Origin of the sequence: Paracoccus benzoatiresistens, assembly GCF_026913015.1 — a bacterium.
GTDB lineage: Bacteria > Pseudomonadota > Alphaproteobacteria > Rhodobacterales > Rhodobacteraceae > Paracoccus > Paracoccus benzoatiresistens.
Map to the genome: position 1 here is coordinate 1 of NZ_JAPTYD010000001.1, position 13,658 is coordinate 13,658.

Sequence of the window (13,658 nt, forward strand, 5' to 3'; positions counted from 1 at the left end):
TCGCTTGCCGACATATCCGTGCGCGTGATCTCAACCGCCATCAAAGCCTCCATCCCTCAAGGCCCATGATTCAGATTTTCAGGTCGAAGGGAATCCCGAGCGAGTCAGAGATCAAGGCGATTGGTATTATCCAGCGCGCCACGGCCTATTTCCGCGAGAACCTGACCCAGGACACAACGGCCGAGGATCTGGTCGGGGATTACAGGATGCTGAAGGTGGCCTTGGGCGCCATCGGGCTGGAAGATGACATCGCCAACAAGGCTTTCATCCGCAAGGTGCTGGAATCGGATATCGGCGACAGTGCATCCTTGGTCAACCGGCTTGGCGACAAGCGCTATCTCAAGCTTGCCCAGGCATTCCGGAACTTGGACAATACCGAGGGCACAAGCGGCAAGGTGACGGAAGCCTATGTCCGGCGGCAGTTCGAGAAGCGCGTCGGAGAAGGGGACGAAAGCTATCGCTTGGCCCTGAACGCGAGGAACGAAATGAAGGCTTTTGCGACTCGCACCTCGAGCGACAAGACGATGTGGTACGAGGTTCTTGGCAACAAAGCCCTGCGCGAGGTTTTCGAAGGCGCCTTCGGCTTTGGAAGCACGATCGCCAACCTGTCGGTCGACCGGCAACTGGAGGAGTTCATGTCGGCTTCCGAGCGTATCTTGGGCAGCAGCAACTTTGCCCAGATCGGTAAGGATGAGATGACCGACAAGTTGCTCACGCGCTATCTGGCGCTGTCCCAGATCCAGACGACAACAAGCACAAACCGTTATAGTGCGGCGCTGACCTTGTTGTCAGGTCGAGTTGATTAGTCATAATGACAAATGTGTTCAGTATCTTGCCTTGAGAGAAACTGTATTGAGTAGTGCTTGCGCTAAGCTCCAGACCCCTTGAGTTACAGAGCCGGGAACAGGACTGTCGCGGTGAGTGCGATGGCGGGAAGAAAGGGTTTCCGGCAGTGGTCGTGCCGTGTTGCGATGCGCTTCCGGTCCTTGAGCTTGCCGGACATGATCTCGATCCGTTTGCGCCGCCGGAAGCACCGCTTGTCGGATGTCACGGCCCCTTGGGGATGTCCGGTCAGGGAGGCAGACCCCTACCCCCGTGTCCTCAGTGACTTCCCCCAGCCGGTCGGCAGCCATGGCCGCGATCTGCCAACAGCCAATGCGCCGGTCTGAACTGCTGCGCTTGGAAGGGGCGCAGGGGAGTAATGAGCGAAAGTTGGTGATGCCCTGAGGGGCGGCATGTCATGGCGGTGTTCACGCGCCGTCAATTCTCAACCGAGAAAGGGATATGCCACGTGCAGAGAATACCATCACCCAGCTCCCCGTTCCATCGGGATTCAGCGCCTATGCATTCACCGACGTCCTCCGCAATGGCGCGCGCAAGCTGATCGAACAGGCGATCCATGCGGAGCTGGCGGCGCTGATGGCCGCGTTTTCCGAGGAGACGCTGGAGAATGGGACATCACGGCTGGTGCGCCATGGTTACCTGCCGGAACGCGAGGTGATGACCGGCATTGGCCCCGTGCCGGTGAAAGTGCCGCGGGTGCGCGATCGCAAGCCCGGTGAGGACAAGATCACCTTCACACCCAGCATCCTGCCGCGATACCTGCGCAAGGCGAAATCGGTCGATGAGCTGCTGCCCTGGCTTTACCTCAAGGGCGTCAGCACGGGGGACTTCAGCGAAGCCTTGGCGGCGCTTCTGGGCCCAAACGCCCATGGGCTATCGGCCAAGACAATCACGCGGCGTGACAAGCTGACTGGTGGAACGACTATGAGGCCTGGCAAAAACGCGACCTGAGCCATCGGCGCTTCCTCTACATCTGGGCTGACGGGGTGTATTTCAAACCGCGCATGGCCGAGGAAAGGCAATGCGTTCTGGTGATCGTCTGGGCTGATGAATATGGCCGCAAGGAGCTTCTGGCGATGATCGACGGCTTCCGCGAAAGCACCGAGAGCTGGCGTGAGCTCTTGCTCGATCTCCGGCGCCGGGCCTGAAGCAGGATCCCAAGCTGGCCATCGGCGACGGGGCGCTCGGGTTCTGGACCGCGCTGCGCGAGGTCTTCGCCACCACGCGCGAGCAGCGGTGTTGGGTCCACAAGGCAGTGAACGTGCTGAATGCGCTGCCGAAGTCGCTGCAGGCCAAGGCCAAGAGCCAGCTGCACGACATCTGGCAGGCGGAAACCAAGGCCGAGGCCAACGCTGCTTTCGATTTCTTCATCGAAACCTGCGGCGTCAAATACGACAAGGCGGTTGCCAAGCTGGTCAAGGATCGCGAGGCGTTGCTGACCTGTCTCACGACTACCCGGCCGAGCACTGGAAACACATTCGGACATCGAACCCGATTGAAAGCACCTTCGCGACCGTCCGGCACCGCACCAAGCGCACCAAAGGTTGCCTCAGCCGCAGGACCGGACTGGCCATGGCCTTCAAGCTGATGATGTCGGCGCAGAAGAAGTGGCGAAAGCTCGACGGCCAGAACCGCCTGCCGGAGATCATCCAGGAGGTTGAGTGCCGCGACGGCCTCCGTCAACTTCTAGCCGCCGCCTGATCAGGCGTCACCAACTCTGGCCCATATCTCGCGCAGGGCGGTGACCGCCGATCTGCGCCGGATCTGCAACGCCCCATGCACCGACAGGGATGCCGCGGAACTTGATACCATCGTGGAGAAAGGGACCGCGAAATCTGCCTCGATCACCCCGGCCTGGTGCCGGGCACGAGCCGAGGTGATCCCATTTCTTGCTTTCGGTCCGGCGATCCGGAAGGTGGCCCGTGCGACCAACGCCATTGAGAGTCTGAACAGCGCGATCCGGAGTTCCATCAGGACACGCAATCCATTCACCGCCGATGACTTCGCAACGAAACTGATCCACATGGCGATCTGCAGCTTCGGAAGGGCGGCGCACCGTCCGGGAAGGGGATGCGGCGCACAAGCGGTTGGCCATGATGTCCGCCGGGCGCTTGGCGCCCGAGCGTATCCGAAGCCACATGAACCGGGCGAGGTGCACAAAGTTTCGGGCACTCACCGCAACACGCCACGGCCACTGCCGGCAAGCTGCCTGTCTGCCATCGCACCGCCGCAACGATCCCGTTCCGGCCCCGAATCAGCGGGCCGGAGCCTGATCAGCCGCTACGCCTGCAGGCTTCTCACCCCGACTTCCCCCTCACCGCGCGACTTGATCGCCGCGACCGCCGCGATGCTCCCGGCGGCGGTCGTGAAATACGGGATCTTGTCGTAGAGCGCGACGGCCCGGATCTCGCGCGAGTCCGCGATGGCTTGCGCGCCCTCGGTGGTGTTCAGGACCATCGCGATATCGCCGTTCTTCAGGCGGTCCACGATGTTCGGGCGGCCTTCGTAGACCTTGTTCACGCGTTGCGCCTCGACCCCGTGCGATCCCAGGAAGTCCGCCGTGCCGCTGGTCGCGACAAGTTGGAAGCCCATGGCAGTCAGGTCGCGGGCGGCGGCGGCCAGCGCCTCGGTCTTGTCGGCGTCCTTGACCGAGATGAAGACGCGGCCCTCGGCCGGCAGGTGGGTGCCAGCGCCCAGTTGCGCCTTCAGGAAGGCGCGGGCGAAGTTGCGGTCCCAGCCCATGACCTCGCCGGTCGAGCGCATTTCCGGCCCCAGCAGCGTGTCGACGCCCGGGAAGCGGGCAAAGGGCAGCACGGCCTCCTTGACCGAGAACCAGGGCGTGATCGGGTCGGCAAGCGTCAGCGGGTCGGCGAAGGGCAGGTCGGTCTCGGGGCCGACGCCTTCGGGATAGGGGGGGCGCTCGGGGAAGTTCGACATCGGCTCGCCGGCCATCAGCCGCGCGGCGATGGAGGCGATGGCGCTGTCGGTGGCCTTGGCCACGAAGGGCACGGTGCGCGAGGCGCGGGGGTTCACCTCGAGCACATAGATCGCATCGCCCTTCAGCGCGAACTGCACGTTCATCAAGCCCCTCACGCGGAGCGCGCGGGCCATGGCGACGGTCTGGCGCTTCAGTTCGTCGATGGTGGCGGCGTCCAGCGTGTGCGGGGGCAGCGAGCAGGCCGAGTCGCCCGAATGGACGCCCGCTTCCTCGATATGCTCCATGATGCCCGCGACATGGACGTTTTCGCCGTCCGACAGGGCGTCCACATCGACCTCGATGGCGCCGGACAGATAGCTGTCGAGCAGGACCGGGTTCTTGCCCGAAACGCTGACGGCCTCGGTGATGTAGCGCTTCAGGTGGTCCATGTCGCGCACGATCTCCATCCCCCGGCCGCCCAGGACATAGGAGGGGCGGATGACCAGCGGGAAGCCGACCTGTCCGGCGATGTCCAGGGCCTGTTCGGCGCTGCTGGCGATGCCGTTGATGGGCTGCCTGAGGCCCAGATCGTTCAGGAGCTTCTGGAAGCGCTCGCGATCCTCGGCCAGGTCGATGGCGTCGGGGGTGGTGCCGAGGATGGGGATGCCCTCGGCTTCCAGGGCATTGGCAAGTTTCAGCGGCGTCTGGCCGCCGAACTGGACGATGACGCCATGAAGCGTGCCGTTCTCCTGCTCCACGCGCAGGATTTCCAGGACGTGCTCCAGGGTCAGCGGCTCGAAATAAAGGCGGTCCGAGGTGTCATAGTCGGTCGATACCGTTTCCGGGTTGCAGTTGACCATGATCGTTTCATAGCCGGCGTCGGTCAGCGCGAAGCAGGCATGGCAGCAGCAATAGTCGAACTCGATCCCCTGGCCGATCCGGTTCGGGCCGCCGCCCAGGATGACCACTTTTTTCGCGTCGGTCGGGCGCGATTCGCATTCCACGTCGCCCATCGCCGGGGCTTCATAGGTGGAATACATATAGGGGGTCTGGGCCTCGAATTCGGCGGCGCAGGTGTCGATGCGCTTGAAGACGGGCAGGATGCCGGCGTTGCGGCGGGCGCGGCGGATCTCGGCCTCGTCCCGGCCGGTCAGGGTCGCAAGGCGCGCATCGGTGAAGCCCATCATCTTCAGACGGCGCAAGCCTTCGGCCTCCGTGGGCAGGCCTTCATGACGAACCTGATGCTCGGCGTCCACGATCTCGCGGATGCGGGCTAGGAACCAAGGGTCAAAGCTGGTGATGCGCTGGATTTCGTCATCCGTCATGCCAAAACGCATGGCTTCGGCGATGATGCGGATGCGGTCGGGGGTGGCGCGGGACAGGGCGGCGATAACCGCAGGCTTGCCCTGGTCGGCCGCCCCTTCGATGGCGATCTCGTCCAGGCCGGTCAGGCCGTTTTCCATCGAGGCAAGCGCCTTTTGCAGCGATTCGTGGAAGCTGCGCCCGATGGCCATGACCTCGCCCACCGATTTCATCGCGGTGGTCAGTTCGGGCTTGCTGCCGGGAAACTTCTCGAAGGCGAAGCGGGGGATCTTGGTCACGACATAGTCGATCGACGGTTCAAAGGACGCGGGCGTGACCTTGGTGATATCGTTGTCCAGCTCGTCCAGCGTATAGCCCACCGCCAGCTTGGCGGCGATCTTGGCGATGGGGAAGCCGGTCGCCTTGGAGGCCAGGGCGGACGACCGCGACACGCGCGGGTTCATCTCGATCACCACCATGCGGCCGTCGGCGGGGTTGATCGCCCATTGCACGTTCGATCCGCCCGTTTCCACGCCGATCTCGCGCAGCACGGCAATCGAGCCGTTGCGCATGATCTGGTATTCGCGGTCGGTCAGCGTGAGCGCCGGGGCCACGGTGATCGAATCGCCCGTGTGGACGCCCATCGGATCGACGTTCTCGATGGAGCAGACGATGATGGCATTGTCGTTGCGATCCCGCACCACCTCCATCTCGTATTCCTTCCAGCCCAGCAGGCTTTCATCGACCAGCACCTGCGCCACCGGCGAGGCATCCAGCCCCGAGCGCACGATCCGTTCGTAATCGTCGCGGTTATAGGCGACGCCGCCGCCGGTGCCGCCCAGGGTGAAGGCGGGGCGGATGATGGCCGGCAGGCCGATTTCCTCAAGCGCGTCCATTGCCTGCTGCACGCCGGCATTGATGTCGTACTTGCCGTTGGCCAGCTTCGGCGCGGCGACAATGGTGGCCTTGGGGTTTTCCAGCCCGATGCGGTCCATCGCCTCGCGGAACAGCTTGCGGTCCTCGGCCATCTCGATGGCGGCGCGCTGCGCGCCGATCAGTTCCACGCCGTAACGGTTCAGGACGCCCATGTCGGCCAGCGCCAGGGCGGTGTTCAGCCCGGTCTGCCCGCCCATCGTGGGCAGCAGCGCGTCGGGGCGTTCCTTGGCGATGATCTTCTCGACGATCTCGGGGGTGATCGGCTCGATATAGGTTGCGTCGGCCATTTCCGGGTCGGTCATGATCGTCGCGGGGTTCGAGTTGACCAGGATGACCCGATAGCCTTCCTCGCGCAGCGCCTTGCAGGCCTGGGCGCCGGAATAGTCGAACTCGCAGGCCTGCCCGATGACGATGGGGCCTGCGCCGATGATCAGGATCGACTTGATATCCGTTCTTTTCGGCATGGCATGGTCCTCGGAGGCGGCTTCGTGGCGGCGGGGGCTGGATAAATCGTCCGGGGTTATAGCCATGCGCGGTCAGACCGCAAGGTGGCACGGGCAGATTATGCATGCGCCGGCGGGCCGGTGATTACCGCGCCCGCAGCGCCATTGTCAGCGCCCGGTCCAGCGATTGCAGGAACCGCGCCCGATCCGCCTTGCCGAACATCGCCCCGCCGCCCTGGTGAAAGGGATCGGCCGCGCGGATGTCGGCCATCAGGTCGCGCGTGGCCAGGCGCGGCCCGATATTGGCAAGCGTCAAGGCCTCTCCATCATGGCGCAGCACCTGCGCGCCGGCCTTCAGGCAGCGATCGGCCAGCGGCAGGTCGCCCGTGACCACAACGTCGCCGGGCCCGCATTGGTCGGCGATCCACTTGTCGGCCTCGTCCGGGCCTTCGGCCACGATCTGAAGCCGCACCAGCGGATTGGCGGGCATCCGCAGCCCGCCATTGCAGACCAGCACCATCGGCACGCGCAGCCGCGTCGCCACGCGCTCGGCCTCGGCCTTGACCGGGCAGGCATCGGCGTCGATGAAAAGCGTGGTCACCCGCCCTTGCCTCAGTCCCGCAGCAATTCGTTGATCGAGGTCTTGGACCGCGTCTGCGCGTCCACCCGCTTGACGATCACCGCGCAATACAGGTTCACGCCGTTCTTCGAGGGCAGGGACCCCGCGACGACGACAGACCCGGCGGGAACCTCGCCATACATGACCTCGCCCGTTTCGCGGTCCACGATCTTGGTGGACTGGCCGATGAAGACGCCCATCCCCAAAACCGAGCCCTCGCGGATGATGCAGCCCTCGACCACTTCCGAACGCGCGCCGATGAAGCAGTCATCCTCGATGATCGTCGGGCCTGCCTGCAGGGGCTCCAGCACGCCGCCGATGCCGACGCCACCCGACAGGTGGACGTTCTTCCCGATCTGCGCGCAGGACCCGACGGTGGCCCAGGTGTCGACCATCGTGCCCTCGCCCACATGGGCGCCCAGGTTCACGAAGGAGGGCATCAGCACCGCCCCCTTGCCGATAAAGGCGCTGCGCCGCACGATGGCGCCGGGCACCGCGCGGAAGCCCGCCGCGCGCCACTGGTTGTCGCCCCAGCCCGCGAATTTCGAGGGCACCTTGTCCCACCAGCCGGACCCCTGCGGGCCGCCCGACATTTCCTCCATGTCGTTGAGCCGGAAGGACAGAAGAACGGCCTTTTTCGCCCACTGGTTCACATGCCAGCCGTCGCCGCGCTTCTCGGCCACGCGCAGGGCGCCGCTGTCCAACTGGGCCAAAACCTCTTCCACCGCCTCGCGCACGAAGCCGTCAGTGCGCGCGTCGATATCGGCGCGGGCTTCCCACGCGGCCTCGATGGCGGTCTCAAGTGCTTGGGTCATGGCCTCTCCTCGGATCTGCGGCATGGGTGGAAACTGTCACGGCCGGGCTATAAGCCTGTGGCAAGGCCCGTGCAATCCGCACCAAAGCCGCAAATGCCCGAGGATCCGATGAGTGACGCGAAGCCGATAACCGCCGAAGACCGCGCCTATCCCTTTCCCCACAGTGAAGAGGATGCGGTCCGTGCCCGGCACATTCCGGATACTCCGCAGACGCGCTCACCCGCCTATCAGCTGGCCTTCACCGACCGCGACTTCCTGCTGCGCGAGGAGTTGCGCCCCGTCCGCCTGCAACTGGAACTGCTGAAGCCGCAGATGCTGCTGGACGAGGCCGGGGTGGAATCGACCGTCGTGATGTTCGGCGGCGCGCGCATCCCTTCGCCCGAAAACGCAGGCCGCGCACGGACGCCCACGCTGGCGAAGCTGTCGGCCTATTACGAGGAAGCGCGGCTTTTCGCGCAGGAGATGACCCGCCGCAGCCTGGAAACGGGCGGACGCGAGTTTGTCATCACCACCGGCGGCGGCCCCGGCGTGATGGAGGCGGGCAATCTGGGCGCCCATCAGGCGGGCGGCAAGTCCATCGGCCTGGGCATCGTGCTGCCGCACGAACAGGCGCCGAACGTCTATGTGACGCCGGAGCTGTGCTTTAACTTCCACTACTTCGCGATCCGCAAGATGCATTTCCTGATGCGCGCGCGGGCGATCACCATCTTTCCCGGCGGCTTCGGCACCCTGGACGAGACCTTCGAGGCTCTGACCCTGATCCAGACCGGCCGCATGGCCCGCGTCCCCTTCCTGATGTTCGGCGCCGAGTTCTGGGACGGCATCATCAACTGGAAGGCCCTGGCCGAGGCGGGGACGATCTCCGAGGAGGATTTGGGGCTGATCCACTATGTCGAAACGGCGCAGGAGGCGGTGGAGGTCATCGATGCCTCGCCGAAGCCGTAGCTGCGGTCCGGCGGGTGATCGGCGGGGACGCGGCCTCTCATGTTACGCTGGTCGCATTTGACCTGATCCGGAGCAATTTCCTGATGCGCCTCTTCCAGATGCGCGGCCCGACCAATTTGTGACGCAGATAGATCTGCTGATAGATTTCCGCCCGCGCCAATTCGCCCGTGTCGTTGCGTGTTGCGGAGCTTGAGATATGGTAGTTCGGGCCTGAAATGTCCGCATGGCGGAAGCGGGCCTGTTTTCGCAATTGCAGGATGAGGTCCCAATCCTCATGCGACTTCAGGGATGGGTCGAACGAAACGCTCTTCAGGTGCCTTCGCGGAATTATTAGGGCGCTAACAGGAATGAAGTTCTGCACGGCAAGGTTGCTCACCTGCAATCCGGCAAGGCTGATCGACCTGCTGCCCGTCCTTTCTGCGCTGCCGCCAGGCAGAATATCTTCCCTGATCTCGGTGAAGTTCGTGTAGACGACCTCGTCCGGCGCCGTCAGCATGGGTTTCAGTCGGGCGAAGAAATCGCCTTCCATGCTGTCGTCGTCGTCGAGGAAGCAGACCCATTGTCCCCGCGCGGCCATCATTCCCATGTTCCGTGTCTCGGCCAGACCCCTTAACTGCGGCAGCCGCAGGAAGCTGTCCGAGGGCCGCAGCAACTCCGTGGCGACCTGAGCTGTCGGCAGGGAGGACTCGTCCGAACACAAGATGATCTCAGCCAGATCGCCTTGCTGCAGAACAGATTCGATCGCGCGGCGCAACAGGACGGGGCGTTGGTGTGTCGTGATGATCACGGAAATCAAAGGCTGCATCCCACACTCCTGAAACTCGATACACTCGAGCCAAACACAGCCGAAGGCTTATGCTTTTTTCGATAACGCAGCACGGCATGTCCAGTCGAACGACCCGCGGCGGGCAGAACCGCCGGAATTGCCTAACCCGCCTCCGCCGCAATCTCCGCCCGGCTCTTCCGCCCCCGTTCCGTCGCCGACTTCAGCTGCCCGCAGGCCGCCATGATGTCCTCGCCGCGCGGGGTGCGGATGGGGCTGGCATAGCCCGCCTTGTAGATGATGTCCGCGAAGGCGTGGATGCGGTTGTTGCTGGAGCGCTTGTAGGGCGCGCCCGGCCATTCGTTGAAGGGGATCAGGTTGATCTTGGCGGGAATGCCGCGGATCAGATCCACCAGGCGGTGGGCATCCTCGTCGCTGTCGTTCACGCCCGCCAGCATCACGTATTCGAAGGTGATCCGCTCACTGTTGGACAGCCGCGGATAATCGCGAAGCGCGTCAAGCAGCGTTGCGATGTTCCAGCGCCTGTTGATCGGCACCAGGACGTTGCGGACCTCGTCAGTGGTCGCGTGGAAGCTGACGGCAAGCTGGCAGCCGATCTCCTCGGCGGTCCGCGCGATCTCGGGGACGACGCCGCTGGTGGACAGGGTAATGCGGCGGCGTGACAGCGACAGCCCCTCGTTGTCCATGCAGACGCGCATGGCGTCGCGCACGGCGTCGAAGTTGTACAGCGGCTCGCCCATGCCCATCAGCACGATGTTGCTGACCAGGCGCGTTTCGTCCTTGGGGGCGCCGGGAAGCGGCCATTCGCCCAGGTCGTCGCGGGCTAGCATCAGCTGGCCGACGATCTCGCCCGCGGTCAGGTTGCGCACCAGCTTCTGCGTGCCGGTATGGCAGAAGGAGCAGGTCAGCGTGCAGCCGACCTGGCTGGACACACACAGCGTGCCGCGCCCTTCCTCGGGGATATAGACGGTCTCGACCTCGTGGCCGCCGGCGATGCGGACCAGATACTTGCGCGTGCCGTCGGCGCTGACCTGCCGGGTCACGATCTCGGGCAGGGCGATCTCGAACTTCTCGGCCAGAAGGGCGCGATAGTCCTTGGCCAGGTTGCTCATCTGCGCGAAATCGCGCACGCCCCAGTGATACACCCACTGCCAGACCTGGCCCACGCGCATCTTGGCCTGCTTTTCCGGCGTTCCGGCCGCGATCAGCGCGTCCCACAACTGATCGCGCGTCAGGCCGATGATGTTCGTGCGCCCGCTGTCCGGCAGCTTGCGGGGAAGGGTCAGGACATCCTGCGTGATGGGCGCGTTCATGGGGCAAACCGGCGATAAGGCGTGAAAGACCCGCAGATAAGCGAAGCGAGGCCGAAAATCAACCGGCCTCGCCTTTCACTTTGGTCCGAATATCCCTCCGGGCGAGATGCGCCCGGAAAAAGTCCGGTGACTTTCTTCAGCGCGAATGCCTGCCGCCCTGGGGCAGGCAGGGGGGGTGTGACCCCCCCGGCGCTTATTCGCAGCGCGACTTGGCCGTGTTCGTGGCCGCCGTGATGCCCGCCAGGCTGAAGGTGTCCTTGGTCACGGTGCCGCGCGAGGACCGCCCGGTGATGACCGCGTTCGACCCGCTGCGCAGGGCGGTGATCAGCTTCTCATCCTCCGACGCGCTTCCGGTCCAGGCGCTTTCGCCCTCGGTGAACAGGTTGAACTTGTTGCCGCCGATATCGACCTCGACCGTGCTGTCGGGCGCGAAGGGATAGCCGCCGCTGAAGGACACCTCGCCGCCCTGGCCAGGGCGATAGGCCACGTAAAGGCGGATGTCGCCGCGCGTCACCTCGCGCGGGTTGCCGTTCCCATCGGTGTTCTGCGTGGCTTTCGGTGGCGAAACGGCCCAGCATTCCTTGGGGTTTTCCGCCGCGAAGACGGTCCAGTCGCCTTCGGTCGCCACGACATTGGTGGATTCCTGCGCCGATGCCGCCCCCAAGCCCACCATCAGGGCAAGGGCGGCGGTCATGCCGCGCAGCGTGGTATTGGTCATGCTCTGGCCTCCTGCCAAGGTTTCGCCACATCAGGGGGCGTTTTTCCCGATTGCTGTGGTCTTTTCAACCATCTGTGGGCAGGATAGCCAAAATCATCGCGTGAAAAAGAGCGCAAGACTGGAAATCGCGCAATTGTCAGGGGGGCGGGCGATGCGGTCGGCGGAATTGATCGAGTTGTGGCGCGGCGGGCAGCGCGAAAGCCTGCATTGCGGCGATGCCGTCGTCTGCGACAGCAAGGGCGTGGTCGAGGCCTGGGGCCGTTCCGGCCGGATCGTCTTTCCCCGGTCATCCTGCAAGATGATCCAAGCGCTGCCCTTGATCGAAAGCGGGGCGGCCGATGCGGCCGGGCTGACCGACCGGCAACTGGCCCTGGCCTGCGCCAGCCACAGCGGCGCGCGGATGCATGTCGAGGCCGTGGGCGACTGGCTGCACGTCTTGGGCCTTGGCGAGGCCGACCTGCGCTGCGGCTGCCACATGCCGCAGGACCGGGACGAAAACCGCCGCCTAACCTGCAGCGACGAAGCCCCCTGCCAGCTTCACAACAACTGCTCGGGCAAGCATGCGGGCTTTCTGACACTGAACCGTCACCTGGGCGGCGGTCCGGACTATGTCGATCCCGATCATCCCGTCCAGCAGGCGGTCAAGGCCGCCTTCGAGGAGGTGACGGCCGAGGTCAGCCCCGGCTACGGCATCGACGGATGCTCGGCCCCGAACTGGTCCTGCTCTCTGGCGGGGCTGGGCCGGGCCATGGCGGCCTTCGCCGATCCGCGCGACGATCTGCGTGGCCGGGCGATGCGGCGGCTGGTCGATGCCATGCGGACCCACCCCGAGATGGTCGCGGGCGAGGGGCGGGCCTGCACGGTCCTGATGCGCGCCATGGATGGCAGGGCCGCGGCCAAGACCGGGGCCGAGGCGGTCTTCGTAGCAATCCTGCCCGAGCAGGGACTGGGCGTCGCGCTGAAGGTCGCGGATGGCGGCACCCGCGCGGTCGAGGCGGCGATCACCGCGCTTCTGGTGCATCTGGGCGTGCTCGCCGAGAACCATCCGGCGGTCGGCCGCCTGCTGACCGATCCCCTCCGCAACTGCCGCGGCCTGGTGACCGGAGAGATGCGGACCGCCCCCGGCTTCCCCGCCTAGATCATCTGCCAGATCAGCCGCAGCGCCAGCGCGGTCGAGGTCGCGACCAGCAGCGGCTTGATCAGCCGCGCGCCGATGCGGCTTGCCAGCCGCGCCCCCAAGGCGGCGCCCGCGATCTGCGCCGCGCCCATCACGATGCCCAGAAGCCACAGCGGCTGGCCTACCAGCGCGAAGGCCGCAAGCCCGCCCAGGTTCGAGGCGAAGTTCAGCATCTTGGTATGGGCGGTCGCCTTCAGCACGCCGTATCCTGCCAGCGTGACAAAGGCGATCATGTAGAAGGACCCCGCCCCCGGCCCCAGGAGCCCGTCATAAAAGCCGACCAGCGGCACCGCCGTGACCGCAAAGGTCGCCCCTGCCACGCGCTGCACGCGGTCCCTGTCATCAAGGCCCGGCTTCAGCGCGAAGAAGGCGGCGATGGCGATCAGGATCACCGGCAGGACCAGCCGCAGCCTGTCGGTCGGCAGAACGCTGACAAGCGCCGCGCCAAGCGCCCCCGCCAGCCCCGCGACCAGCGCCGATCTCCACTGGCTGCGCAGATCCACCAGCCCCCGCGCGGCATAGCTGATGGCCGCCGTCGCCGCGCCGAAGACGCCCTGCACCTTGTTCGTGGCCAGGGCCTGCGCGGGCGGGATCCCCGCCAGCATCAGCGCGGGCAGGGTGATCAGCCCGCCGCCCCCGGCGATGGAATCGATGAAGCCCGCGGAAAAGCCTGCGACGGCGAGAATGGCGAAAAGTTCGAGGGAAAGATCCAGCATGATCCGCGCCATGCGCCTTTGGAGGGGTTTTGTAAAGGCAGGGACAGCCGGGGTTTCACGCCCCCGCCTGCCGCAGGGGGGCAGGCATCCGCCGCTGCAGAAAAGTCCGCTGGACTTCCCTTGGGGCGCG

At 65.2% G+C, this 13,658-nt stretch carries 11 protein-coding genes and 1 pseudogene; 5 read left to right on the plus strand and 7 right to left on the minus strand.

The genetic code is table 11. From position 1 onward, the window contains the following. From OU682_RS00005 to OU682_RS24200, 3 genes and pseudogenes are all read left to right on the plus strand, one after another. Positions 1-806: DUF1217 domain-containing protein (locus OU682_RS00005; RefSeq protein WP_268940011.1), on the plus strand; the 806-nt coding region annotated here is incomplete at its 5' end. Between the two features lie 478 nt (positions 807-1,284). Next, positions 1,285-2,544 (plus strand): annotated as a pseudogene (locus OU682_RS00015) (IS256 family transposase). 40 nt (positions 2,545-2,584) lie between these two features. After that, on the plus strand, positions 2,585-3,232 hold the full coding sequence (locus tag OU682_RS24200; protein WP_371832181.1) for a transposase: 648 nt from the start codon (positions 2,585-2,587) through the stop codon (positions 3,230-3,232). On the opposite strand, the gene carB is transcribed toward OU682_RS24200, so the two are convergent. The 3 genes from carB to dapD all read right to left on the minus strand — a co-directional run bounded on the left by carB (position 3,124) and on the right by dapD (position 7,875). Next, positions 3,124-6,462 (minus strand): carbamoyl-phosphate synthase large subunit, encoded by a 3,339-nt coding sequence (gene carB, locus OU682_RS00025; RefSeq protein WP_268940013.1) that lies wholly within the window; start codon positions 6,460-6,462, stop codon positions 3,124-3,126. The two genes, OU682_RS24200 and carB, sit on opposite strands and share 109 nt — an antisense overlap. 124 nt (positions 6,463-6,586) lie before the next feature. After that, entirely contained in the window at positions 6,587-7,042 is a 456-nt protein-coding gene (locus OU682_RS00030; RefSeq protein ID WP_268940014.1) for a YaiI/YqxD family protein, read from the minus strand. 11 nt (positions 7,043-7,053) lie between these two features. Next, entirely contained in the window at positions 7,054-7,875 is an 822-nt protein-coding gene (dapD, locus tag OU682_RS00035) for a 2,3,4,5-tetrahydropyridine-2,6-dicarboxylate N-succinyltransferase (RefSeq protein WP_268940015.1), read from the minus strand. Positions 7,876-7,983: 108 nt separating this feature from the next. Between dapD and OU682_RS00040 the strand changes: the two genes are divergently transcribed. After that, positions 7,984-8,820: an LOG family protein gene (locus tag OU682_RS00040; RefSeq protein WP_268940016.1), complete on the plus strand. Its 837-nt coding sequence runs from the start codon at positions 7,984-7,986 to the stop codon at positions 8,818-8,820. A gap of 37 nt (positions 8,821-8,857) precedes the next feature. On the opposite strand, the gene OU682_RS00045 is transcribed toward OU682_RS00040, so the two are convergent. From OU682_RS00045 to OU682_RS00055, 3 genes are all read right to left on the minus strand, one after another. Beyond that, positions 8,858-9,625: a glycosyltransferase family 2 protein gene (locus OU682_RS00045; protein ID WP_268940017.1), complete on the minus strand. Its 768-nt coding sequence runs from the start codon at positions 9,623-9,625 to the stop codon at positions 8,858-8,860. A 122-nt stretch (positions 9,626-9,747) separates the two neighbouring features. Beyond that, positions 9,748-10,917: a dual-specificity RNA methyltransferase RlmN gene (gene rlmN, locus OU682_RS00050; RefSeq protein ID WP_268940018.1), complete on the minus strand. Its 1,170-nt coding sequence runs from the start codon at positions 10,915-10,917 to the stop codon at positions 9,748-9,750. Between the two features lie 193 nt (positions 10,918-11,110). Then, a complete protein-coding gene (locus tag OU682_RS00055) occupies positions 11,111-11,635 on the minus strand; it encodes an invasion associated locus B family protein (RefSeq protein WP_371832182.1) in 525 nt (174 codons plus the stop codon). Between the two features lie 151 nt (positions 11,636-11,786). Between OU682_RS00055 and OU682_RS00060 the strand changes: the two genes are divergently transcribed. Next, positions 11,787-12,773 carry an asparaginase gene (locus OU682_RS00060; RefSeq protein WP_268940375.1) on the plus strand — a complete coding sequence of 329 codons (987 nt, stop codon included), beginning with the start codon at positions 11,787-11,789 and terminating at the stop codon, positions 12,771-12,773. Here the strand turns inward: OU682_RS00060 and OU682_RS00065 are convergent. Continuing rightward, on the minus strand, positions 12,770-13,528 hold the full coding sequence (locus OU682_RS00065) for a TSUP family transporter (protein WP_268940019.1): 759 nt from the start codon (positions 13,526-13,528) through the stop codon (positions 12,770-12,772). The two genes, OU682_RS00060 and OU682_RS00065, sit on opposite strands and share 4 nt — an antisense overlap. Between the last annotated feature and the right edge of the window lie 130 nt (positions 13,529-13,658).